Source organism: Leptolyngbya sp. Heron Island J, from assembly GCF_000482245.1.
Lineage (GTDB): Bacteria > Cyanobacteriota > Cyanobacteriia > Phormidesmidales > Phormidesmidaceae > Leptothoe.
Window position 1 is genome coordinate 91,238 of record NZ_AWNH01000078.1, and the last position, 22,921, is coordinate 114,158.

A 22,921-nucleotide genomic window follows, 5' to 3' on the forward strand; every position below is an offset into this window, starting at 1 on the left:
ACGTTTGTGCGTACCCGCCCAGTGAGTGGGATAAATCCGAATTTAAATCAATTGTTGTGTAGCTATTAACAATGTCACATTGACAGCTATGGAGAACCGCTTGAAAAACTTTGTTCGCGTTATTTCCAGTTCTTTAGTCAGCGCTTTATTGCTAGCCAGCTGTAACAGCAGCATAGATTCCAGTGGCACAAGTTCCAACAGCGGTCGTGGGTTTGAAGTAAAGCTGCTGGTGGGGAGTGCCTTACATCAGTTCTGTGATGAAGCAGCAGTTCAGTTCAATCAGACCAATCCGCAGCTGGAGAGTGGTGACGCATTTTATATGACCTGCGAGGCAGCGGGTAGCGGCGATGTTGTGGAGCGTACCATTGCCTTAGCTCAGCAATTTCAACAGGGGGCACTCACCGCTGAGACTCCAGACTTTCCCACAATTCTTTCTGTAGACGGTGAGATTTATCAGAACCAGCTGATCTATCGCATGGATCAGCTTTACCCTGGCCAAGACTATATCCCGGCTATTACTGATGCACCACTGTTAGCTAATAGTCCCATGGTGTTTATGGTGCCAGCGGATCTGGCGTCTGGTCTGCGTAACGTTGACGATCTGTTTGCGCAGCTAGTCACTGCCAAAACCCATCAAGATTTGGACCCTAGTAGCCCAGAGCAGCCAATTTACTATGTCCATACCGCGCCTACTCGTTCCAATTCCGGGCTGCAAACCTTGGTATCCCAGTTCGCGTCAGTGTCAGGTAAACGTCCTGAAGAGTTGACAGTGGCAGATGTGCAACAGCACCAGGCAAAGGTACAAGAGATTCAGAGCAAAATTACCCGCTACGGTAAGTCCACCTCTACCCTGGCCAAGTCTATGGTGGAGAATGGACCCTTCTGGGCTTCCATTGGCTCGGTATACGAGTCATCGGTGATTGCGGCTAATACTAATTTGCCCCCTGGTGGCACCCGTTATGAAGCGGTGTATCCCAAATCCACCTTTACCTCCAATATGCGGGGCATTGTGCCCAATGCGCCATGGGTCAGCGACCAAGAAAAAGCAGCGGCTGATCAGATTTTGGAATATCTGCAATCTCCGCCAGCGCAGCAAATCGCTACGAATTTGGGCCTGCGACCAGGCGCGCCCGGAGTTGCTCTAGGACCTAAGTTCAGCCCTGATTTTGGTGTCGACCCCCAGGCCAGTTATGATTCCTACCGACCGCCTGTGCCAGAGGTGGCTGAGGCGATGTTGACTACCTGGAGTCAGGTGGCTAAGAAGTCTTCTCTCGTGGTGGTGGTGGTCGATACCTCAGGTTCGATGGACGGCAACAAACTACCAGCGGTTCAAAATACCCTCAAAACTTACGTTGATGCTCTGGGGCCTAAAGACCAGGTGGCCTTGATTGATTTCGATAGTGATATTCGTCAGCCGGTGCTGGTGGATGGCACACCCGAGGGTAAGTCGCGGGGGTTACAGTTTATTGCTGGGTTAAGGGCTGATGGGGGTACTCGTCTCTACGATTCGGCATTGGCAGCGCGCAATTGGCTCTCCGCTAACCTGAGGCAAAATGCCATCAATGCAGTACTAATTTTGACCGATGGTGAAGATTCGGAATCGGGGATTAGTCTGGATCAACTGGAACAAGAACTCTCTCGCAGCGGGTTTTCATCAGACCAGCGTATTGCTTTCTTCACGGTGGGCTATGGCAAAGAAGGGGACTTTAACCCCCAGGCTCTAGAGCAGATTGCTCAGCTGAATGGAGGTTACTATCGTAAGGGTGATCCGGCGACCATTGCCCAGTTGATGGCCGATCTACAAGTCGAATTTTAGGAGCACTGATGAAGCTAGCCAATCCATTGCAGTATCCGTTGGCGGTGCTGGCAGGAGGCATTTTTCTGGTAGGTGGTGTGCGTTTGGGCCGTTTGCCTGCTGTTGTTGTAATACCCGGTGCGGTGATTATTGCCACGGCTGGTGCCGCTGTCCTAAAGTCTCGCGAACCCGATAAGGTTGAGTTGGCCAACAAATCTATTAATCGGGAGTTTCAACAGGTGCGGCAGCAGGCTGTTGCTTTAGGTACACGGGCGAATGAGTTAAATGAGGAGGCGACTCGATTACTGACTGATAGCGACCAGATTGAGTTGCTAGGGGTGGTGCAGTATGCGTGCGATCGCACGCAAGAACTCCCCCAAAAAATTGATCAGCTTGCCTTCCGCCTAGAAGGTAAAGACGCCCTGTTGTCGGTTGACGAACTACAACGCCAACTCAAACAAGCCGAGGTTAAAGTTCGCAATAGCAAGGGCATCGCCCAGGAACAATGGGGCAAACTTGCCAACAGTCTGAAGCGCAATATTGCCCTGGCCCAACATGGTGAAGATGCTCGTCAAGCTCAGCTGGCTAACTTGTCTACTTTAATTGCCGAATCAGGAGGGGTGCTCCAACAATTGCAAAACAAACTTCGCACCGCTGATCTCACCAATGCTGTCGCCGCCGATGAACTACGAGAGCTTAGCGATGAATTCAAGGGCTTCCAAGAAAATGTCGATGTCTTAATTGCCTGATTTTCATCCATTCCAAATTATTCCCATTCCCCATTTTTCTCATCATGGTCACCAAACCCGTTACCTCCCTTGCCATCATCGTCGCCTCTGCCGGTCTCGCCTACGCCCCTCTCCCCGGCGTTAATCAATCCATCACCATTGTTAGCGGCAGCGAACTTCAAGAACCTCTTAAACTTCTCGAAACTCGTTTTGAACAACAGAATCCTTCGATTCAAATCAATCTTGAATTCCAAGGTTCCCAAGATATTGTCAACAAATATATTGATGACAAAAACGACTTTGAACCCACAGTTCTGATTCCTGCCAATGGCCAACTGTTAGATGAGCTGAGCCAACGCTGGCAGGCACAATATGGTGATGAACCCTTTTATGAAACACCCCAGCCCATTGCTAAGACAATGCTAGTTGCTGTCTCCTGGCCAGAGCGAGCCAAAGCACTGTTCCCTGATGGCGAGTTTCAGTGGCAACGGTTAGAAGATGCCATGGCTGGTAGCAATTGGGACAAAATTGGTGGCAATGCTGCTTGGGGCAGTTTTGATTTTGTAACGACTGACCCTACTCGCTCTAACAGTGGTCAGCTGACGATGAGTTTATGGTCACAATCTGAGGCTAATAGCAACAGTCTCAATACTGGCGATTTTAGCAAAAACAATGTTCAAACATTATTTGGTTTGGTAAAACGATCTGTTTATCAGCCGCCTAGGTCTACGGACATTCTATTGCAAGAGTTTATTACTCGCGGTCCCAACGATGCCGACATTGCCACCGTATATGAGAGTATTGCTCTCCACCGCTGGGAACAGTCCAGTGCTACCCAAGGCCAGCCCTATCAAATCCTTTACCTAGATCCGACCATTGAGACTATTTCCACCGCTGCCATTGTGCGACGTGATGTCAGTGATGGCGAAGCTAAAGCTGCTCGCGCATTTATCGACTTTTTGGTGGAGCCAGAACAGCAAGCTGTATTTGTGCAGCATGGCTTTCGTCCTATGAATGCACAGGTCGATATTAACTCGGTACCCAATAGCCCTTGGAGCCAAAATATTCCTGGAGCAATGACGGAGCCAACGGGGCGAGTCAACACTCCACCCAATCGTTCTGTGGTTGAAGAGGTTATCCGTCAGTGGCAACGAGTTAACTGAGCTTGGTACTATTAGGAATTAAAGAACTGGTGAAATCACCTTTTTGATAAGGAAGATGTGTCACGATGCTTTGGCAACACTATTAACCAACTCTAATTCACTTTAGCCTTAAACCGAACAAATCCATACGCTCCTGTTGGGTCAATTGAGGCAGAAGGGACATCCCCCACATTGACAATGATGAAACCATTGTTTTGAGTCTGACTGCCTTGGGTCAAATCGTAACGGCAGTAGGTCAGAGAATCGTTATTATTAGCAATATAAGCGCCAATATCCAGATCCTCAGTGTTGGTCAAAGATTGATTTCCGCTAGCGCGTCCTAGCATAATCCCGGTATCGGCATCAAATGCATCGTCAGTAAAGGTGAGATGGTCGGGAATGCGATCGCACAGTCGAAAATCCTGCGCTACAGTACTACCGTTAGAGAGAAAATAAATCGTGTACTCAATCTCATCCCCTGGCTGCACGCTGATACCACCTACAACTCCACTCAGATAGTTAGCTGGCCACTCGGCTGCATTATCGTCATCATCGGGGCTACCCACATCTATATAGGTGTCGTCAAATACCTGTTCATCAGCCTGTCCCCGATTGATAGCCGTAATTCTTTTAACTAAGGCCATTTGAGCATTTCCCGCCGGGTCAAATGGAAAGTTGATATTCAAAATATCTGTTGTCAAAAGTGTTGCCTGGCGCGGATTTATTTGAGACGACTCCGCATCTCCCCCACCATAGGTCAATCCCCCCAGATCCCCATCGGTTTCATCAATATCTACCCAGTAATTTGTATTCTCCGCCAGGTTAGTAAATAAATACTCTCCGCCATTTTGCGTTTCCTTAACCTCAATCCGTAAATCGTCACCATGGGTTTCTAAAATATTATCGCCGTCATCTTTATAGAGTGTGACAGTTACCTCATCTAGTCCGCGCTCACCACTGCTCAGCAAGTCATCTCGACTCGTGTCCTCAAAGGCATTACCACCAATATGACAGCCCGCTGCCATACCAGAGGTCATAAAAATAGCCTGAGTAGCTCCCCCATCCAGGGATTCACCCACTGCATAGGTGATTTGGGTAGTATCAATAAACGTATTTTGATAATCAACGACAATTCGACTACTAGTTGCGTCTTCTGATGGGTTGGGACCCAATCCCTGGGTATTAGAGGAATTCGAATTATCTGTTGATGATGAATCATCCGTGAATATGTGCTTATTACCCGAGATACTCTCCACCAGGATAGACCCAACATAGGTATTGGTAGAGCTAATGGATGTCCCACCTAAAAAGCTTTCAACTTCAAGGATGTCTCTAAACCGGATATTATTGTTAACGTACTGACTGTCAATATCCCCCGCCAGGATACGAGCACTACCAATGGGGCGATTGTATTCAACTTCCAGAACCCAGCTATCGCCAGGGTCGCCTTCACGCTCTGTTAACCTGGGAGTTCTATTCCCTGTTCTTGGATCGGTAAACTCAATAAAAAATACATCTGGATCATGGCCAGTGGCTATAAACTTGCCACTGTTGTTGTTAATTGCAACAGTACGCATCGTGGCCGTAGTTCCATTAGGGGCCGTTGCTGTCCATACCGTATCTACAGAATACTTAGGCTTGGCATTATTTCCCCCGGTCATACCAAAAGGCTCACGGTCAGGCACAAAGTCGCCAAATACCATATCGTGACAGCTCAAAGAGAGAGGAGCCTGAGGTGAACTATTCGGCAATGCCTCTGCAGGTAGACTATCTGCTTGAGCCGGTAAGGCTGTCATTAACGTAGCCGCAATACTCGTTGCCAGTGCCAAAGAATGGGCAGCGACCATTTTCCCATTGCGTATTTTTTTTGAGGGTGCACCCAACAACCGTTGTTGAATCAAACTGACTAGCGGCAAAGGCTGTTCTGCAAGCTGTTTCCGAACTCTGACCCTGTGAGGATTTAGAGCGACGAGACGCTCAAGTAATGATGAAAACACTGTATAAAAAAATACTTGCCTTGATTTTCTTAGCTTGCCTCAAAGACCACCGATAATCTCTCGGAAAATTTACTAAAATACTTGACCTAAAATACTGAAAAGAACAGAGAAAACTTAATCTAAATGCTTTGATATTTAAGCTTTGTTGATGCTCAAAGCTTTTCACATATATCTAATCAGCCTATTCTTTTTTTTGTCCATAAACCTGGATTTAAGATGGTGCTAAATACGTGATTTTACTAGCATGATCCACCAAGGCCCAAAGCTATGATCTTATGCTTGCCGACACTCACTTACATTGCTAAAATGCATTCATCTCAACTGGAAACTGTTCTATCTATTGAACATTTCTCTCAATGTATCTCTTGCCTGATTATGGTTTAAGTTGGTACGCTCTGAAGACGTTGAGTCGTTTGTTGCAACATCTTCTAACTCCACATCATCAACTACATTAGACTCAATCCGCTGCACATCATTATCAACGTTTTCTATAAAACTTCCCACTGCCTGACTCTCAATCAGAATGATTGGCTTGTCATTGCTGTTGGCTAATGCCGGTGCTCCACAGACCAAAATGCCACTGGATATAATCAAAGAAAAAACTGCCTGCCTTATAGGTGTCTGGCTAAGGTTTGCTAGATATGATGGCAACAAAGACATAGATAGCTATTCTTCCTTTCAGACCCTATGATGTCTGTACAGTTGCTGCTTTGACTTCGGTGAAACCCCTTGAGAATATGGCTTGTTATTGTAGTAACTCTTGCAATGTCAGGACAATACTGATTTGTGTTGTAGGGGCACTCTATAGAACGTCCCTACAACGACGTCATTGGTAACAATCAAATTGCTTATTCATTCACCTTGGTGGTAAACCGAAAATAGCCATAGGCATTGGTGGGTGTCCCTTGCCCGGTGGTGTTAGGTAATGTGGCCAACCCGGTTGGATCACCTGTTGTGCCGGTGATATCGACCACCACCACTTCATCGGTGGCGGATGTGCTGAACCCAGAGAGATTACATGTCGGTACCGCAGGTAGATTGCCCACCGTGGTCACCTCGCCTCGATCAACAGTTGTGGCATCGCTATCATCAGTGAGATTGTAGGTGGTGCTGCCGATAACTAGCTCAATGTCGTTACCACCATAAAGTCCAGTAACAAAACTCTGATTCGGCTGAATCCAGTCACAGATCCTCACGGTTTCGGCTGTGGTGCCACCTGCGTTGAGAAAATACACTGTGTATTCAATCTCGTCACCAGGGTTGACCAATCCTGCATCAAGTTCACCTAGCAGATAACCATTTGGCCAGTTACTCATGTCATCAGCCGAATTTGTAACATTATCGTTGACTATCCCATTGAGGGTGGTATTGTCGTTGGGATTTTTGGTGCGATCGCCATTGATGGCCGTAATTCGTTTCACCAATAACACATCAGGGTCACTCGACACGACTGTAAAGGTGGTCGGGTCATCAATGGGAGGTGAGTCAGGGTCGTCGCTGGGGAAGGTTTGTGCACCGAAGGAGAGGGATGCCTGGTTATCAATGTTGCCCACTGGAGCATTGTTATCAACAACGGCATTTACTGTGAAAGTTACACTGTTGGTAATGTTATCCACACCGTTAGGGATGTTAATGCTGCTGATGCTCAGTTCAGTGTCATTAAATGTGGTGACGGTGCCATCACCAGGGGATGCAACACTTAGACTGTTGGTATCAAAAGTAATATTGGGGTCCGTGAGGACATCCTCAAAATCAATAAAAATGTCGGTGCCATGGCCGTTATATAACACGTAGGTATAGGTAACCGTATCACCAGGAAACGCGATCTCAGGTTCAACATTTTTGGTAATAGCAGGCGGAGTACAGGAGGTGGCATCAAATTTATCATTGATCACCACTGGTCCCACTCGGTGCACAACGGCGGGAGACTGGGTCAGGTCAATGGCGAAGAGGGCATTATCACCACCAGCCACATTTTTATAGAAGTAGCTGATGCCACTGCTGGTGGCCCAGGAGCCTCCTGAGTTAAAGGGTAGGGGATCACCTGTAGTTGTAACAACAGTGGCAGCTCCTCCCGTTGGTGGAATGCGGTAGAGATTGCCATCTTTGATGGCATATAGTTGACCATCCACCGGGTTGAAGTTCAGGTCAGCGGGGAAGTCGGGCAAGCCCGTGATAGCAACAGTATCATAGGTCAGGGTACCATTGGCAGGAGCGTTGCCGATGTTCACGATACGCAAAGTGTTACCATCTGCCATGTTGTAGTATCGGCCACGGCCATCCATGGTGCCATTCCACCAGGCGGGGGTATTTAATTCAACGGATGGATTGCTCACTAAGGTGGCTCGGCCTAACCCTTCAAGGGTCCCATCGGCACTGATGCGCACAATCTCACGCCATTGAAAGCTAGACTCACCTAGAGGATTGACGACAACACCATAGAGGTAGTTATCCAAAATGTTATAGGCTAAGCCATTGACTTCGATGGGGGGATCAAAGTTGGGGGCTGTGGCGGTATTAATTGAGTTAAAGCTTAAGGTGGTTGGGTCAAAGATACCGAATTCTGATGGACTGTTGATGATTGAATAGGCAGAGGTATTGCAGGCAAAGGTAGATCCAGAAGTTGTCGTCGATGACTGTTTGAGGGGAATGTTGTTATTGATAACAAAGGGATCGCCCGCGTCTAAATTAAAGGACAAGTAAAAGATTGTACAGTTATTGCCTGTCAGGAAACCAGCACTGCCCGTATCCTCATAATTCCCTAAAACTGTGGGGTCAACACCGCCCGTGGGGTCAAATGGTGGTGGGTCTTGCTTTAAGCAGGTGTTGCTTAGTTCATATCCCGGCGGTGGGGTGACTGCCATGGTGTAGGTGCCAGCAGTCCCATCAATAAACCATTCATAAAAGCCAGTAGCGCTGCCATCATGGGTCAGGTTAATTGCCCCTGGACCGCTGACGCTGATCTGCCCCCCCGGAATCATCTCACCCGTAGCTTCGTCATAGAAATACCCGGCAGGGTCGGCATCTTGATAATTGGGGACACCATCGCCATCTCGATCACCTGTACCATCTATCACATCTGGAATGGCGTCATCATCAGTATCGAGTAAGATGCCTGCATCCAGGTTATCAATGTTATTGCCTGCGGTTAGGGTAATTCTGGCAGTCTTCCCTGTGACCGGATTAACATCAGAGTCAAGCTCGTCATCATTGCCTCGATTACGTCGAGTAAAGCGATAGCTATTGGGCAGCTCAACCTGCACTCGATAATCATTGGGGGCTAAATCGATAAAGTTGTAAAATCCGCCGCTGCTGATAGTTTGGGTCGCTTGAATAGTGCCATCATCGGGGGTAATCAGGTGAACAACGACATTGTCATACCCCGATTCTCCATCGTCCTGAATGCCATTAAAGTTAGTATCGTCCCACACCTGACCTCCCAGGGATGCAAATGTGCTAGCACGAGTTCTCACGGTAGCATCTACAGAGGGAATAAAGCCTAGACTAGGATGGTTAGGAGTGCCCTTGAAATTATTGGTATAAACGTCACTGCCGAGACTCCCTGTGGATGACATTGTTAGTCGCAATCGCCGCGTTGGCTCCCCTGCATTCATCGCAGGTGCTGTGATCAAGACTGCAGTGACATCAGAATAGTCGATCGCAGGACAATCTGCTGCTCCACTGGTAACTTCGGCAGGCGTACACCAGATCGTACTGCTATTTTGAGTCGCTGGATTATCACTGATATTGTTGGGACTATCGTGAGTGAACTGGAAGGTAAAACCCACATTATCTACATCCTGAATAGTCTTAAAGATAGGTGTAGCTGTGTAATCTGTGGGCGGAGTACCCACACCATCAAACGCATCTCGAATAGAGCCATCGCCCTCATAAGGAAGAATATCGATAAATTCAGATCCTGCTGTTACATCAATATCTTCACTGAGGTTGGCCAGATACAGATCATAAACAATATCTTCTCCTGGCTCTATTTCTGGTGTGACCGCCTCTTTGAAAATGGTAAATGCTGCATTGTTGATGATAGTAACCGAACGGATATCGGTACGCGACTCTAAAGGAGAGGAGTCAAGGTCCGAACCAGTATCATCTAGAGCAGCAATAGATGCTTGGTTGGCAATACTGGTGCCACCGACAATATCAAACCCCGCCTTAGCTTCGAAGGTGATCGTCGGAATCGGTACATTAGGGGCATAATCGCCTAAGTTCCAGGACAGAGTCATAGTGCCATCCCCATTTTCGATCACGCTGTCAGGGGGAATGTTGGCTGATCCGGTGATGTAACGAAGTTCTGTTGGCAAGGTATCAGTCACCACAATCTCAGCGGTAGAAACATCGTTGATTAACGCTGTGAGGGTGGGCTCCAGGGCAAAGGTAATATTTTCTGTCGCTCTCACCGTGTTGACAGAATCATCCGCTTCAGTACCATTGGTGGGGTCATCGGTGCTTTTATCAATGCGGACAACAGCGCGGGTAAGCCGGAGGCGATCGCCATCATCATTGCCGCTATGATCCACCGGGTTATAGGACCCGAGATTCCAACCGCCGCTATTGGTTTCGTCGGACCGCGAGGTAACAAGATTTGCCAGAATGGTCGGATCGGGGATCTGTACTCCTGTGACTGGATCGATATTGAGTGCTTGTAAGTGTAGCACCGCATCGATGCGAAAGCCTTCTGGCAAGACACCGCTAGTTGGCTGAACCCGCACCCGCGTCACTTGCGGAATCAAGCTGGGATTGTTGGCCAGGTCGGTTTCGCTGTACCAGATGGCATCACTATCGTCACAGGTGGCGTCGTGCTGCGCTAAAAATCGAGTCACATCATCAAGTGCGGCGGTCTCCGCACCGTAGTAGCTATCTGTTGCTGTGTCACCTCCTACACCATATTCAATAATCACCTCTGACTCGTTGAGGCGGTCACCGTTCGTGCGGAGTTCGACATATTCACCACTGGTGGGATTGGGGGCCAAAATTTGGGTACGGTTATCAAACTTGTCGCACAGGATCACATTGGTCAAATCACCAACACCGTTGTTATTACTGGTGAAATAGCTACCAAAGACCTGACCTGGTAGCACCACACCATCACCGGTCTCAATATCCGTCATGGGATACAACACACTGTTGTTATTGAAGTTACCGCCGCTGTAGGGAGTGCGGTAATATTTGTCTTGAGACAGACTTCCCAGCGGTCGCTGCAAGCTGAATGTGCGATCATTATTGACGTTATCACTGTCGCTAATGGGAACAGTTACATGGCCTCCCTGATCTGGTTCCACGTTGGGCTGGTTGTTAATGCTGGGGGTATCGAGAAAGTCATAATAGTTGGTAACCGTTAGCCGATTTTGCCCCGTCGGAAAATCACTGGTAGGTATCCAAATTTGGATGATTCCGGCAACTAGATGGGTTTCATTAGCATTGAGAGTCCCACCATTAGCATCCAAGATGGGGCGATGTTGACCAGACAGGTCGGCATCCGTGATAGTGATAGTAATATCGGTACCCGCACCGCCACTTTGGTTACAGTTCCAGGTGCCAGAGTCGGCAACTGCATTGGCTTCTTGCCCTGCCCCAGCAATTGTCAGGGAACCCAGGGGCATCTCTTTGGCCCAGGCACCATTAATACCATTATCCGTTGTGTTAGGCTCACAGCCCAGTCGTCCACCCCAGTCATATAACCGGGCATTGGAGGAAATGCTACTGACCACATTGGTGATGATAATTTGATTACCTGGGGTACTCGGATCAGCATCGCCCAGGATTTCACTTCCTTTGGGCGCAACAATTGCCAGGGGCCATGCATAAACTAACCCTTCTTCTCCTGTCGGTCCATTTACTAGACCGATCTGACGAGGAGGACCGTAGTCATCAAGAGCCAGATCCATTCGCGGTGTGGCGGAGACTTTGACCTGGGTGGGACCTGTAGAGAGACTACCGGCACTAGAGGTGAGGTTAGCGTTTACTGCCAGGTCTGCACCATGAGGAGCGGTGCCTAAAACAGCGGCTGTAAAGTCAAAGAAACCGGTGGTTGAAGTGGGTAGGGTTTCAGTACAGGTGAGGGTTTTACGATCGCTACTAACTGACACACTCCCAAGACATGAACTTTGATTCTCTTCCCACAAATGATAATCATCGCCAATGGTGACTGTGATCGTCGTACTTCCATTGGGCTGAGTATCGGTGGCATAGTTAACCCGATAGGTGACAGTATCATAGGTCCGCACAATCCCATTCTCATCATTAGCATCATTCCCCGCATTACTAAAGCCAGGGTAGGTTGGATCAGGTCCCGAGAAGTTTGCAGTACCATCACTTCTAACACTTACTCCAAATGTTGTCACCTCTGCTGTTGCTGTTGTTGCAAATATTCCACCCATCATACTTGCAAGCCCCAACGTGGCTAACAAGTAATTGCGAGAAGACAAAAAATAGTAGCCTTTTCTAGAGTTAGGGAAACTGTTTTCTTTCTTTGTGAAACGATGATGAATCCCCAAGGAATTTAGAGATAGAAATGGAATTTGCATGGTAGATGACTGACCTGAGCAGGAACGGCATATGCAGTAAGCTAATTCTTCTCCTATTGAGAATAATCAAAGTCCATCTGCTAATGGAATAACTTCACACGAGTTGAGATGTTTTACCCAGAAAAGTTGTTGTAACTATTCCAATTCGTGTGAGTTTAAAGTAATCCCATCTAATAACGCTAGGGTACACAAAAAAACTTTGATTCTCTCAGCAACCATGCGTATTTTTCGTCAAAGTTATGAACCTGTATTATGCCGGAGCTGATGTATTAAGAGTTTTTGCTATTGACAAATAATTTGCAATCAAGCGTTAGGTGAAAAAACGTTAATTCTACTGGCTCGGCTATTCAACTACTTGGGTCGTAAATCGAAAGAAACCAAAAGCGTTGCTAGGCAAATCTTGTCCAGCTATACTAGGCAATGTAGTTAACCCAGTGGGTTCACCGATTGTTCCAGTAACATCCAACACCAATACATTGTCGTTGGGAGCAGTGTCGTCAGATAGATTACAAGTAGGATTTGCAGACAAGCTACCTACAGTTGTTAATTCTGCCCTATCAGTTGCATCGTTCGTAGCGGTTAACTGATAGGTGCTACCACTAATATCAAGTGCGATGTCTTTGCCATCATATAGGTTGGGTTCAGAAGCTCCATACAGCCCAGTAACAAAATTCTGGTTAGGCTGTATCCAGTCGCAGAGCCTTACATTCATAGCCTCCCTGCCCCCAGCATTGATAAAATATATCGTATATTCAATCTCATCGCCGGGCTTTACTAAGCCTGCATTAATCGCACCAATCAGATAATCTGTAGGCCAGTTCCTGTTATCATCAGCGGAATTAGCGATATTGTCATTGACTTCAGTGTTGAGAGGCGTGTTGTCGTTTAAGTTAATCGTGCGGTTGCCATTGATAGCCGTAATCCGTTTGACGATGAGTACTTCAGGTGGTCTGACAACATTAGCACCGATAAAACTGAGGTGTTCGCTATCGGCATTGTTGTTGCCTGCTGCACTGTCATCATCGCCGACAATGAGTATGACTTTTTGTATACGTTCGATTTCACCATTGTCAACAAAGCCAATCCAGCGAGTTGATTGGTTACCACAGCCTGGTTCGTTATTGGCTGTGCCGCCACACAGGCTTTGAACAACCAGTTCTGGGTCGGGTTCGTTACCGTCATAGAGAGAATTTGGCGCAATTTCAATATCGTTGCCAATGCGATTATCCGAGGCATCCAGAAGCCTTAAAATTGCTGGTGTTCCGTTGCCATCAGTGCGAGTTTCTAAGTCTCCTACCCAGAAGCCAAACGAGCTAACTGGTTGGTCAAATGATAGGAGGACGGCATTGCGTTTGAGATCACTCAAAGCGCCAGCGTGAGGCTCATTCCAAAATCGAGGTTGGTCATGACTTTCATAAAGGCTGGCCGGACGGGGTGCTGCACCTTGCAAAGAACTACTATTGCTGAGGGTAGGACTTGAGCCTGCAATCGTAGGCTCTCCAGCGCATGCAGTCCCCCCTATGGGAATCTGTACCAACTCAATAGAGACATTGACTATATTGTCGGTGACAGGATCGTGATAGCTAAAATTGTTAACACTACCCTGAGGAACACTAGCGGTTCCAAACCAGTTTTCTAACGCAGGATCGGTTGGTTGACCAACCGCAGTTCGCCAATTATCGTCCAAGATGTCTACTAAATCGCGGGTGACAATGACATTGCGTCTGACCTCATCGCTGATATAAGTGATAATGCTAGGGTCAGATGTACCGCTACCGATGGTGCAACCGTCTGAGTCGGTAGTCACCATAACAGATGAACTCGCCCGTGTCTCTTGTGAGTTGTTAACTGGGTTAATAAAGCTCCCTGTGGCTTGGTTTTTAAGCACGGTGCCAGGTGCTGGAGCATCTGACCGAGCTGGACGATCAATCAATGTTCCTTGAGATAACAACACTATGACAATTAGGGAATGTTTGATACCCCAACTGAGTAACTGACATTTCATTTGTGTGCAACCCTGACAAAATATGCCTGGTTATCCCAGTGCTCTCATTAAGGTGCCCATCCATAGTTTTCTCATGTGATGAGAAAGTTAATATCCCTTGCGATATCTATACTAAAGGGATGTGACCAACCCACGCATTTATGCATCATTGGTATATCCAGAGTGATAAACGATTGGATATGCCTAAGCTACTGAGAGCATTCCAACAGTTTTTCCGGGAAAATAATGAAGTCTGGATCGAACGATTTGATTATAAAGAGGCTGGTCCTCAACTCCTGTTGTAAGCGTTTTTACAACGTATTCTTAATGGGGGTGACAGATTGACAAGAGAATATGGTCTGGGACGTAAACGTACCGATTTGTTAATTGAATGGCCCTTGGATCAGGAGCAGGGGTTTCTCGGGCCAGTGCAGCGAGTGGTGTTGGAGCTTAGGATTTTATATCGGTCTTTGGGGGCCACCGTGGCTAATGGTTTAGTATAAATGGCTCACTATGCGGATAAATCTGGTGCAGAGGAAGCCCATTTGATTTGTTTTAATCGCGATCCGCAGGTGAGCTGGGACGACAAGATTTTTGAACGGGTTGAATTGTCCCAGGAAAGAACGATTTACCTATGGAGCATATAAGAAAATACTCAGCATGGTGGGATTACTTCACTCGGGCTCTAAATTTCACGTGGCCGTAGGCTCCGGTGGCGTCGGTGGTGGCATCGGGTAAATCGCCCAGGTTAACAACAACGGCACCGTTGGGGTTGGCATTGCTACCATTGCCGTCGCCGTCGCAGTCGATGTCGGGGAAGCTGTTGGCGGGGTCAACGCCAGGAGCGAAGTAAGTAGCACTATCGCCGTCGTTGGCTCCGGTATGGTAGTCGGTGGTGCCGTTGCGGTAGAGTTCGATGCTGAGGTCGGCTCCGCCAATGCCGCCGGTGGCTTGGGGGCTGTTGCCAGTGTAGGCGTTGGGGATAAAGGTGGTAAATGTGGGAACATAGTCGCAGAAGAGAACGCTTTCTGCGGTAGTGTTGCCAGAGGAGAGAAAGTAAATGGTGTATTCAATCTCATCGTTGGGCATGACATCGCCACCGTCGATGCCGCCTCGTAAACTAGTGTTTAGTGGCGTTGGCCATTGGTTAGTCTCACGCGGGTCAAAAGCCGGATTGTTTTCGTCGTAAGCCGGATTATTAGGATCGCTCACGGGCGGAATAGTGTTGTCGTCGTAGGGGTAGACGATGTCATCTTGGTCGATGTAGATGGCAAGGTTATGGCCATTGGTGGTATTAGTATCATTGTTAAGGGCCGTAATCCGCTTAACGAGCAACACGTCAGGATCGCTCACGATAGGCATAGCGGTATCTAAAAAGATGTGTCCTGTGCTATCTGTATTAGTGACAGAAACTGGAATACGATCATCGTTATCTCCGGCACTGTCAGCAGTGCTATCAAACCCGGCAGAGTTGGTTTCAACAATTATGTAGTCACCCGCATCAACATTGGTGAAACTGAAGTTACCACTTCCGTTTGTGATTTGAGTATCCACTAAGGTACCGTCGCTGGGGTCACCGTCGCCATTGGGATCGGTAAAGAGTTGCACAGTGACTGTATCAATGCCACTATCGGCATCATTTAGGTCGCCATCGTTATCGATATCTTCTCGCACTTGGCCACTAATAGTTTGGGTCGGAGCTGTACAAAATCGAAAAACCTGATCGATAGCGATCGCATGGTCGTCACTGATGCCTGTACCATCTCCATTGGGAACTGGATTAGCATCGTCTGGACCATTGGAATAATCGAGTCTGAGGCTATTAACTGCTGCGGAGGTAGCCATCACCATATGCCCTCGCGAGTCAAGATGCGACAAATTGTCATTGATGCCAGGACGATATGAGCCTTTAGCTGTTTGGCCAGTAATTGTCATGGTGCCAGCTGTTTCTGGCTGCACAGAAATGGGGACATCACTACCATTTAAGCTGGCTGAGGCTGCGATTTCATCTTGGAAAGAACCACCTGGTTCTGGTACACCGCCACCAGCACCATAGCCCGTACCATCGACATCAATGATTTGAAAGTCATCAATCACAATAGGTTTGGAAAACGTGAATACAAATGAAACTTCTTGATTGGAATTTTGGGCCGTCATGGCCCAGGTTAAATAACCCAAGCCATAAGCACCATCGGTACGAGTATAAATTGCACTCGCACCAAGATTACCTGTATCAATATTCTGATTGGATGGATCCAGTAGCTCAAGGGTGACATCAACACCGCTCCCTGCCACATTCGTATAAGTATTAAAAGTATCATCGATATTCCAGACGGCACCGCCTGCACCCCAGGTAAAGTCATAGGTGCTACTAAGCGCACAAGAGAGTGGCGGTGGCGAGGGGAGTGGGGTGTTGCTATCGAGAAAGTCATTGCCTGTAACGTCAGCATTCGTGAGATTAACAGCGATACGATTGTTGTTGAAGCTGTCGCTGTCGTTGGTGCTGGTGTAGCCGTTGGGGTCGGTTTCGATAACAATGTAGTTGCCGGGAGCTAGATCTGTAAAACTATAGTTGCCGCTGCCGTCGGTGGTGGTGGTGGTTAGCTCGGTACTGCCAGTAGGATCGCCATCGCCTTCGGGATCGTCATAGAGGGCAACGGTAACGCCGCTAATGCCGCTGTCGGCATCGTTGAGGTCGCCGTCATTATCGGTGTCATTACGGACCTGGCCAGAAATACTGTATTCGACTGAAGCAGATGAGATCGCAACCGTTAAACTATTCTCAGCTTCTCGCTCATTGTTAATCGGTGCACCTGCCGTATCACCATTGTCTGTACCCGAATTATCCTGAGTATACACATCATTTGTGCCTGTCACATAGGTCTCATTCTGGCCATCTGTCGCCGCTGTATCCCCCAGGTTAACCGTTAAATCAAGACCGGCTGTCCCTGCCGTTACCGGTACCCGTACCGTAATACTGCCTCCAGCCGGAATGGAACCATTATTGGCACTGACCACACCACTTAACAAATTACCAGTGGTATCACCCCCACCGGGCACCGTAACATTGTTGCCCGTCAGATCAACCGCAATCCCTGCCCCTGTTCCATCGGCATCATACTCAATAATCTGAATATTTCCTGCCTGAGTGCCATTGGTCACTGAAGCAGAGCCCGGAAGTACAAACTGGGTAGGATCGTTACCCACATTGGTGATTACAAAGTCTACATATACCGTATCGCCTTCATTGACGGTGCCGTCAGTGGGTTCGTTATAACCATTGCTGACCACAGTGATACCTGCTACCTCAGCCACTTCCACCTGTACTTCATTGGAGATAATGGTCTGGGTGCTACTATCACTCGGATCAACAAAACTACCTGTCGCCTGGTTCCGAATAATGGTCCCTGGGGCAGGACTATTGGCCCAGGCCATCATCCCCGGTGACAATACGCCTCCCGACAACAATATGGCGGCGATAATAGTCCGTGCCCGATTGGTTAACTGACGGCGGTTTGGTTTTGATTGATTGGGTGAAAGGCGACGGTTAGACATTTTCAATAACCAAATTTTGTGTAATACCGAAAATTGGAATTTTTTGTAATACGGATAATCGTCCTCGATCCCTTTGTAGAGACCTTCCATGGAAGGTCTCTACAAAGGGATCGTTGGGGCGGATTACGTTATTGGGGGAGATTTTATTGGGGGCAATAATTTGCGGGGATGATTGCGATCGCGTCCCCAATTGCTCGGATTTTTGACGATATATCGCCGAATATAATCAATTGATCCATCGGCACGAATGATGTGTTCGTAGAATCGAGATTGCCATGCAAACCGAGAATACCCATTTTGGCGACACCATCGCGTTACCGAAGATTTATAGGACCGTACGATGGCACCTAAGGAACCTCGTTTTGGGGAAATCGCGGACATCTTCTGAGACAACGACGACCCCTCTTATAGAGACCTTCCATGGAAGGTCTCTACAAGAGGATTATCCAAACGACGTTCAATTATCAAAATTCCGTGGAGGTGATTGGGCATCACTACGTATTCATCAATTCGCACATTCTCACAATGGTCAGGAATCTCTTGCCAACACCGTTTTGCCATATGACCAATAGCTGAAAATTCCATAACACCATCCACCACATCACCGAAAAAACACTCCCGTTTTTTGGTGCATAGGGTCAAAAAATAACCACCTGCTCGTCTATAGTCCCTCTGCGGTAAACGCATGGAGGTACCCTTAAATCTGTTGCGATAAGCCATCGTTAACATCACCAGGATCTCCTATTCATCTACCTTGGTGGTAAACCGGAAATACCCATAGGCATTGGTGGGAGTCCCTTGTCCAGTGGTATTCGGGAATGTGGTCAACCCGGTTGGATCGCCCATTGTTCCCGTAATATCCACCACTACCACTTCATCGCTAGCGCTAGTACTAAACGAAGAGAGATTACAGGTGGGTGTGGCAGGCAAACTACCCACCGTAGTCACCTCGCCTCGGTCGGTGACCGTATCACTATCGTCAGTGAGATTATAAGTGGTGCCGTCAATGACTAGTTCAATATCGTTGCCGCCATACTGGCCAGTAACAAAACTCTGGTTCGGCTGAATCCAGTCACAGATTCTCACATCTTCCGCTGCACCACTACCGGCATTGAGAAAGTATACGGTGTATTCAATCTCATCACCGGGCTGGACTAATCCGGCATCGAGTTCGCCCACTAAATAGCTAGCGGGCCAGTTGTCCTCATCATCGGCAGAATCTGCAACACCATCGTTGACAACCTGAGTTAAGTCTTTACTGTCATTGGGATTGGTAGTTTGCCCATTGATGGCGGTGATCCGTTTAACAAGAGCAACATCTGGATTAGTTGATACTGCTGTCGTCGTAATCTCAGTACAATCATCCACCGCTGACGTATTCGGATCATCCGACACCCCCGAACTCGCATTACCACTGGTCGCCCCGGTATAATCAATGCTCGCCTGGTTACAGACCAATTTCCCTGCTGTCGCCGTCACCGTGACATCAAAAGTCATCGTCACCGTGTCGTTAATATTGACCTGGCCTCCCTGGGATGCATTAGCCCCCGTCCCCACACGAAAGATCACATTACTGCCATCAAATTCTGCTTCGTCATCCCCGGAACCATCAGTTTTCGCTACACCATCAATCTTCAAAGACCCCGGCACAAACGTAGTTCCCGTCGGAATCACATCCGTAATCACCGTATTTGTCGAATTGTCATTCCCCGTATTGGTCACCGAAATGGTGTAAGGAATCGTATCGCCTGTGGTGTAGGTTGTTGAGGGAGTTGTTTTCTCAAACTGGGTGACCAAATTGGGCTCAAACACCTCTACAGCAAAGAAATAGGCGAGAGGCCAGATACCATCTCCTTGACTTTCCAAGGTCAGGTCAATACTTGTGGCATTGGTGGGAATTACATTATTCGTTTGGTTCCAGATAGTCAGATCTAAATAGTCAATATCAATGACCATGTTGTAGGGGTCATTGGGTGTTCGGCTAGTCACATGGTTACCAAATTTAGAAATTGTGCCATTGAAGAAGTTATTGGCTGGATTCAGGCTATCCGTAATATTGTTATTGTTGATATGCAGGAAATCATCTGGTTGGTCCACTTCTCCATCGTTAGCAATGGCCCCCATAAAAACATCAAACCCTGTAGTAGGTGGAGTTCGGATACCAGTTAAGTTAAATGTTTTAAGACTGTTACGAACCACATCGTGGCCATCGAAGATAGAGATATTACGAATTGGTTGAGTCGAATCTTCATAGACCACTACAATCGACCAACCTGCATTGGGATAGGTAAATCCTGCACCCGTATTAGATTGAACGTTTGCGACAGTATAGGTGCCATTACCTGCCCCTTGAATTAGAGTTGTAATGTCTGCGAAAGCTCCGTAGGTATGCCAGGAACCAAAGTCAGTACGGTCGTTTTGATCGTCAGCAGTAATTGTTTGATAGGTACCGCTGCCCGGAATTTGCAGTGACACTTGGTTAAATCCAGTCAGGTTAGGAGCTGGAGTTGTGCCAAATCCTTCCAGACTGCCCCCCCAATAAAGAGCTGCAAACTGCACATTTGCCCCGGCAGGAATATTTAATTCTGCTGCACTGGAGTTAAAGGTGGAGCCATCACTATCGATATCCAGCATCTGCATGGCTAAGCCGCCATTATTATTGCCTCTTGTGCCGTTGGCAAGACCATCTGCACAGGAGGCGTTGTTGCGATCGCAAATCACTGACGCATTACCAATCGCTTCAATATTGCCAGATAGTTCAGTATTGTAGCGCTGGTCAAAATTAGGATACGAGGGATTGGCAAGGGCCTGGGTAGGAATACCGACCATCAGGAGAAATAAACTAGCGGTTAATTTAACCGAAGTGCTTGGGGATAAATATTTAAGAACAGAATGTGACATTGGCTAAAAATCTCCTCGGTATATCCTAGACGCATAGCGTCATCCTGGAATAACAAGTTCAGAGTTGTTAGAACCAGTAAATAATTAATGCTTGAGTTATTCACAGTCAGTAGATTAAGTACAATGCTGCCTGTAGGCGAACTACTGCTCTATTTGCAGATCATTCTCTTGATCCACAAAGGTAATTTCCACACCTCGGACATCGCTGAACACAAACTCCACTCGGCGATTGCGTGCATAGTTCACCCGGTCAATTTCCTCCACTAACAGTTCAGTCTCTCCAAAAGAACGAATGGTCATCCGTTCGGGGGCAATGCCTTTTTGCATCAGGTACCGTCGGGCATTATTGGCCCGACGCCGGGCCAGGTCCTGGTTATAGGCAACGCTCGCCCGAGAATCAGTATGCCCGTGCAAATCAACAACTATCGATGGATATTGCTCCATTACCTCAGCAATTTGGTCCAAAATCAGAGCACTATCTGGATTAATAAAGTCCTCGTCGAGACCGTAATGGACATTGCGTGGTACTTGGAGCCTTAGGATTTCGGTCTCGGGAGCAAAGGAGATAGGGGGAGTGGTGAGAGGGAGTGGGGGAGTGGTGCATTCAACACCCGCAACAGAGTCTGACACCATGCGGTTGGGTTGAGTGGTGCTGGTTTCTCCTAGGGCAACAATGGTGGTGTTGAGGGCTGGTTCAGAAGTGCCATAGGTTGGATCGGTGGAAATACCACTGATCACATCACCCGGTTGTAAATCTTTTGATGCATACGTAAATAGCCCATCCTCATTAACATTGACCGTGGCCAACGGTGTTGTCAGAGGTCCATATTCACCGGTATTGCCTTGGGTGAGATAAAGCTGTACTGTAGAACCCACATCAGCTTTGCCTTGGATCACGACTGAATTATTGATGGCAAAGAACTCAGGACTATCAAACTGCGGGGGATTGATAGCACTATTACCCGTATCTCGCCGCCGCTGATTGGAATCTCGTAGTGGGTTGGGGCCATCTCCCCGCTGAAAGTCTTGCACACCCCGATTACGACGGGTATTGAGGTCAATACTCAAACCTTCCAGATTTTCAAAACGATTGTTCTCGATCACATTACGCTGGCTGTGGGTAGTGCCCCCTTGGCTGAAGGCAGTAACCACCACACCAGGCCCTTTTTGGTTCGCGATTTGATTATCCACCACCCGGTGATCATTACCCATCAGGTAAATAGCCGCCCTTCTCAGGCGTTGACCATTAAAGCGAATGTCGTTGTTGCTAATCTCTACGGCACCCTGGGGTTTAAACAGGAAGATGCCACTACCGTCATTGCCACACATCAAGTTGCCACTAATGAGACTATTATCAATGTGACCCTCCAAACGTATGGCATCGGGCATGCCAGCTAAGCCATTGTTGACAATCAGGTTTTCAACAACTTCTAAATTCTCAGCCCGAGCCCCTGTGATCACTCCACTGCCATCATGGTAGGAAATACGATTATGGCGCAGTTTTACCCCCTGGCTGTTAAATACGGATACCCCAAAGGCAGAGGGAGTTTCTGGTATCGTGTCATCCGTAGGAATACCAATCCAATTTTGCTCAATGACAATTCCTTGGGGAGGATGATTCTCCTCATAAAAAGAGAAATTACTAGCTGGAATATACTGCTGGCTAATATCCGGTGGTGGTAGTTCGTGGGCAATAAAAATATCAGCCGGAGGTGTAGATTCGGTAGCCCTGTGCTGTGAGGTAAACCCATACAAACTGAGGCCACGAATGGTGACATCGTCTGCAACGATAGTTAAGCCTCGAAACACCTCAGCATTGTCAGCCGGAGTAATCTCCACCACAGGGATTGCCACTAAGATTTCTGCTGTGGCTGATTTGGTAGCATCATATCCGGCTTGGGTAGTCCCATCGACCACCAGGCCAGGTTGTGCTAAAACCGGCAGTAGCGACTGTAGCTCAATGGTGGTATTGCCAGCGGGTAGATCAAATCCAATGACTGATTTACTTGAACTGGGGTTAACTTGCTGTTGCTCTGAGGAGCTGAGGTCAGTTAGGGGAAGGGTGCCGTTGGTGATTGCGATCGCTTCTCGCAACGTCAGCTGCTCATCGGGAGTTATTGGCCCATCCTGAGAGCTATTAACCGTAGCCTGTACTATAGGAAAATCAAATGCGACTGAAGTTTCAGCAACGGTAGTAGTTGCTGTCACTGCTGTTAACAGAAAAGCAGTGGCTAAGGTACGAATAGATTGGCGATAGGTCATGGCTCTGGCATCCGA

The 22,921-nt window shown here is 47.7% G+C and carries 14 protein-coding genes; 5 read left to right on the plus strand and 9 right to left on the minus strand.

From position 1 onward, the window contains the following. The first annotated feature begins 100 nt into the window (after positions 1-100). The 3 genes from N836_RS61715 to N836_RS61725 are packed head-to-tail and all read left to right on the plus strand — an operon-like array spanning position 101 to position 3,686. Complete coding sequence (locus N836_RS61715) at positions 101-1,816, plus strand: extracellular solute-binding protein (RefSeq protein ID WP_235071140.1); 1,716 nt, start codon at positions 101-103, stop codon at positions 1,814-1,816. Positions 1,817-1,824: 8 nt separating this feature from the next. Next, a complete protein-coding gene (locus N836_RS61720; RefSeq protein WP_023074826.1) occupies positions 1,825-2,544 on the plus strand; it encodes a hypothetical protein in 720 nt (239 codons plus the stop codon). Between the two features lie 44 nt (positions 2,545-2,588). Beyond that, the gene (locus tag N836_RS61725; protein ID WP_023074827.1) at positions 2,589-3,686 is read left to right on the plus strand and encodes a substrate-binding domain-containing protein; all 1,098 of its coding nucleotides are present in this window, start codon (positions 2,589-2,591) and stop codon (positions 3,684-3,686) included. Positions 3,687-3,778: 92 nt separating this feature from the next. On the opposite strand, the gene N836_RS61730 is transcribed toward N836_RS61725, so the two are convergent. The 4 genes from N836_RS61730 to N836_RS61745 all read right to left on the minus strand — a co-directional run bounded on the left by N836_RS61730 (position 3,779) and on the right by N836_RS61745 (position 14,209). Next, positions 3,779-5,512: an SdrD B-like domain-containing protein gene (locus tag N836_RS61730; RefSeq protein ID WP_031293564.1), complete on the minus strand. Its 1,734-nt coding sequence runs from the start codon at positions 5,510-5,512 to the stop codon at positions 3,779-3,781. A gap of 483 nt (positions 5,513-5,995) precedes the next feature. Further along, complete coding sequence (locus tag N836_RS61735) at positions 5,996-6,322, minus strand: hypothetical protein (RefSeq protein WP_023074829.1); 327 nt, start codon at positions 6,320-6,322, stop codon at positions 5,996-5,998. A 188-nt stretch (positions 6,323-6,510) separates the two neighbouring features. After that, positions 6,511-12,060, minus strand: coding sequence for an SdrD B-like domain-containing protein (locus tag N836_RS61740; RefSeq protein WP_031293566.1), 5,550 nt, complete (start codon positions 12,058-12,060; stop codon positions 6,511-6,513). A 487-nt stretch (positions 12,061-12,547) separates the two neighbouring features. Continuing rightward, positions 12,548-14,209 carry a hypothetical protein gene (locus N836_RS61745; RefSeq protein WP_023074831.1) on the minus strand — a complete coding sequence of 554 codons (1,662 nt, stop codon included), beginning with the start codon at positions 14,207-14,209 and terminating at the stop codon, positions 12,548-12,550. A gap of 320 nt (positions 14,210-14,529) precedes the next feature. On the opposite strand from N836_RS61745, the gene N836_RS77165 reads away from it, so the two are divergent. Beyond that, positions 14,530-14,691, plus strand: a complete 162-nt coding sequence (locus N836_RS77165) for a hypothetical protein (protein WP_023074833.1) — start codon at positions 14,530-14,532, stop codon at positions 14,689-14,691. Then, positions 14,692-14,835 (plus strand): hypothetical protein, encoded by a 144-nt coding sequence (locus N836_RS77170; RefSeq protein ID WP_023074834.1) that lies wholly within the window; start codon positions 14,692-14,694, stop codon positions 14,833-14,835. Positions 14,836-14,857: 22 nt separating this feature from the next. Here N836_RS77170 and N836_RS61750 read toward each other — a convergent pair whose 3' ends face one another. The 5 genes from N836_RS61750 to N836_RS61760 form a co-directional block, all read right to left on the minus strand. Next, on the minus strand, positions 14,858-17,743 hold the full coding sequence (locus tag N836_RS61750; RefSeq protein ID WP_161635010.1) for a beta strand repeat-containing protein: 2,886 nt from the start codon (positions 17,741-17,743) through the stop codon (positions 14,858-14,860). A gap of 123 nt (positions 17,744-17,866) precedes the next feature. Continuing rightward, a complete protein-coding gene (locus N836_RS77175; protein ID WP_200867452.1) occupies positions 17,867-18,124 on the minus strand; it encodes a transposase in 258 nt (85 codons plus the stop codon). A 24-nt stretch (positions 18,125-18,148) separates the two neighbouring features. Further along, positions 18,149-18,475, minus strand: coding sequence for a transposase (locus tag N836_RS77180; protein WP_200867453.1), 327 nt, complete (start codon positions 18,473-18,475; stop codon positions 18,149-18,151). A gap of 9 nt (positions 18,476-18,484) precedes the next feature. Beyond that, positions 18,485-20,644: a DUF11 domain-containing protein gene (locus N836_RS61755; protein WP_081716938.1), complete on the minus strand. Its 2,160-nt coding sequence runs from the start codon at positions 20,642-20,644 to the stop codon at positions 18,485-18,487. Positions 20,645-20,785: 141 nt separating this feature from the next. Next, complete coding sequence (locus tag N836_RS61760) at positions 20,786-22,906, minus strand: OmpA family protein (protein ID WP_023074838.1); 2,121 nt, start codon at positions 22,904-22,906, stop codon at positions 20,786-20,788. Positions 22,907-22,921: the final 15 nt, after the last annotated feature.

Excerpts from the sequence above, each read along its gene's own strand:
- N836_RS61730 (WP_031293564.1), bottom strand. The coding sequence starts at position 5,512 with ATGGTCGCTGCCCATTCTTTGGCACTGGCAACGAGTATTGCGGCTACG.
- N836_RS61745 (WP_023074831.1), bottom strand. The coding sequence starts at position 14,209 with ATGAAATGTCAGTTACTCAGTTGGGGTATCAAACATTCCCTAATTGTC.
- N836_RS61750 (WP_161635010.1), bottom strand. The coding sequence starts at position 17,743 with ATGTCTAACCGTCGCCTTTCACCCAATCAATCAAAACCAAACCGCCGT.
- N836_RS61740 (WP_031293566.1), bottom strand. The coding sequence starts at position 12,060 with ATGATGGGTGGAATATTTGCAACAACAGCAACAGCAGAGGTGACAACA.
- N836_RS77175 (WP_200867452.1), bottom strand. The coding sequence starts at position 18,124 with ATGTCCGCGATTTCCCCAAAACGAGGTTCCTTAGGTGCCATCGTACGG.
- N836_RS61725 (WP_023074827.1), top strand. The coding sequence starts at position 2,589 with ATGGTCACCAAACCCGTTACCTCCCTTGCCATCATCGTCGCCTCTGCC.
- N836_RS61720 (WP_023074826.1), top strand. The coding sequence starts at position 1,825 with ATGAAGCTAGCCAATCCATTGCAGTATCCGTTGGCGGTGCTGGCAGGA.
- N836_RS61760 (WP_023074838.1), bottom strand. The coding sequence starts at position 22,906 with ATGACCTATCGCCAATCTATTCGTACCTTAGCCACTGCTTTTCTGTTA.
- N836_RS61735 (WP_023074829.1), bottom strand. The coding sequence starts at position 6,322 with ATGTCTTTGTTGCCATCATATCTAGCAAACCTTAGCCAGACACCTATA.
- N836_RS77170 (WP_023074834.1), top strand. The coding sequence starts at position 14,692 with ATGGCTCACTATGCGGATAAATCTGGTGCAGAGGAAGCCCATTTGATT.
- N836_RS61755 (WP_081716938.1), bottom strand. The coding sequence starts at position 20,644 with ATGTCACATTCTGTTCTTAAATATTTATCCCCAAGCACTTCGGTTAAA.